Annotated in this window: 2 protein-coding genes; both read right to left on the reverse strand. The window is 49.0% G+C overall.

Annotation, left to right across the window (positions count from 1 at the left end):
• The coding region (locus KDK17_RS03475; protein ID WP_257274345.1) for a hypothetical protein at nucleotides 1-2,084 on the reverse strand (2,084 nt) is incomplete at its 3' end.
• A 128-nt stretch (nucleotides 2,085-2,212) separates the two neighbouring features.
• Nucleotides 2,213-2,605: hypothetical protein (locus KDK17_RS03480; RefSeq protein WP_257274346.1), on the reverse strand; the 393-nt coding region annotated here is incomplete at its 5' end.

Consider the following 2,605-nt stretch of genomic DNA (forward strand, 5'->3'; position numbering starts at 1 on the left):
ATCGCCAGCGCCAGGAGTTCTTTTTCTTTCGGGCTCAGGTAATGCTGCTCAAATTCCTCCAGCAACTCCATATACCAGAGCCCATTATTCCTGGCCCGCAGGACATGACTGCAGCTGTGCAGCGGTTTCCATACTATTGGCAAGCTCTGTCCGCCAAGGCTCCTGATCACGCGTTCCGGACCCGGACGGCGGTAATAATGCTGCAATACCTTCAGGATGGTTTTTTCATTATCACCGACATGATCAGGCAGGACCGGCGGTTTACTGAACGCCTCCACCAGAAACTGTAATGCCGTTGGTGCCTTGGCTGTCAATGGTGTCGCCAGGTCGCGGGAATTCTTCATATCCAGAGATTGTTTCAGGTCCGCGACGTCCTGCTGAGCTTGCTGAAGATGCTCTGGCCAATTCTGGTAGAAAGCATGTGTTTCCCGTTGTTCCCAGAGTGTTTTAAGCCATTCGATATAATCGTGCGGAGCAAGATCATCTATAACCTTCTCACCTTCACGATATTCCCTCTGCAAACTGGATTTAAGAGATTCCAGAAAGTTTCTGCTTAGGGGAGCCCCATAGTGAAACAGGGCTAGTAAGTGAGACTGCATGATGTCGAGAGGAGACTCGGGTTGACCATCACTTGAATATCGTAGCACCAGCTCTTCCAGGGCGTCCTGCAGTTGCTGTTGATTAAGCCCCTGGCAAATGCGGTCTAATTCAACAACTGCTCCAGGGCAGGCGGTCAAAGGTAGCTTCCTGAGATGGAGCGGAGTCAGGAATTCAAATGGTCTAAAGGCAGCCAGCATACAATTCATTATGCCCAGTGGCATTGGGTTAACGTCAAAACGATTCATCCAGTAAACGAATTCCACGCACCAATGTCGTGGCAGACTTGCTCCACTGTCCAAAAGCAGCTGAAACATTTGGCAAGCTACTTCCTCCTGTTTCTGAATTTGCTTCTCCTGAGGCTGTCCGTTTCTGAGCCTTTTGGAACACAGGAGCATTTCAAGCAAAGATTCAAAACATCCTTCATGAAAAAAATGCTGGTGAATGGGGAAGCCACTTTCTTTTAATTTCAGAAGCTGCTCATAACTGTATGAATCAGGATCATCCACCAGTTTGATGGCTTGTTGCAATTTGTGCTCAGTATCCGGTGATACGGTTAATTCCGAACTCAGTGCCTCTGTCCGCAAAGACATTGGTAGCAGATTCAACATGCCTCTTAAATTTTCCGGGGCTATGCTCTGTGACATCGAAAAATAATCCAGACAATCCTCATTCCTGGCCAGGTGTTTGTTGTCCAGTTCATCATCAAAATAGACCTGAACAGAACCTGTGCGGTGGCAATAAACAACCAGAGGCAAGGGTTTAAGCTCTAATACCTTTTCACACTGGCGTTTGTTCCGAAGGGTATCGGCAATATTTGTCTGTACATCGTTGTATACACAGAAGCATTTGATGTCTTCTTTGCCATATTTAATGAGCACCAGTTCCGGGTAATCAAGTGGAGGGGTGGCATTGTCGGGTTTCAACTTTGGTAAACTGAACGTTCCATCCGCTTGCAGATGTCCCGAAGTGAAACGGTGAGGATAAACTCTCCAGATGACCTGATTGCCATGCTCAAGACGTCTATCGAGCGTTGATTGCAGATCAGGCAGTAGTTTTGCTCGCAGTGTTTCCGGAGTTGCGCCAAAATCTGCCAGCAGATGTACGGTAGCTGCATCACGTTTATAGACATATAGGCATTGTGGATCAACAATGCCTACCATCCATTTGCCAAACTCTATTTCCGGCATGGGCTTAATGGGCATCATCCCCCCCGGCAGGGCGAGGGTAAAGGGTCTCGGCGTTCCCTTACCTGAAAAGTAATTTTTTTCTTTAGTCAATCTAATTTGCCGAAACGCCAGACGACCACTCTCAGCAGCCCGCAGTAGCTCTTGTCGCTCATACTCCCTGGGATGACAGGGTGGCAGCTGGCGGGTCGATTCGCAGATTGTCCATTGGCCAGAGGCCGTCACCGCACGGGTGTCAACGTTTGGTTGAGGTTGAGGGCACGTGCTGGCAGAGGCTCGCCTTCCATGGACAACATTCATGGTAATACTCCAGTAAAACTTATTATTTACCCACTTCCGTGAGGGTGGATTCTATGGTTCTTGGAGTAACCGGCTGGTAAAAAGTTCCATTACAGTCTGTTGTCCGTAACTGTATTTTCAGAGCAAGATCAAAGGATTGTACATGCCCACCCCGCTGGCGTATCCTCCTGAACATCAGGCTTCGCTATCTTCTTTGGCACCAGCATTTTCCATTCTTTCGGGGCGCCATCGTTGGTAACGAAGGGGCGCTTCTCGCTGACCACAGTAATCCCCCGTTCTTTCAGCACTTTTTGGGCTTTCTCCGAAGCCAGCGTTGCCTGCGTCAGGGTGCCCGGGTTCATCCGAATGCCATCACTCTTCAGCCGCTGCACTTCTTTCTCCAATGCCTGTTGTGTTGAAGGGCTCATCAGAGACGGGTCATGTTCGTACTGCATCTTTTCCAACAGCGTCATTCCGGCAGGAAGCTCCACCTGCCTCAGATCGTACCAGCTGTTATGAATACCACGGGTGATTCCTTTTTT

The organism is Endozoicomonas sp. SESOKO2, from assembly GCF_024606245.1.
In the GTDB taxonomy this organism is placed as follows: Bacteria; Pseudomonadota; Gammaproteobacteria; order Pseudomonadales; family Endozoicomonadaceae; genus Endozoicomonas_A.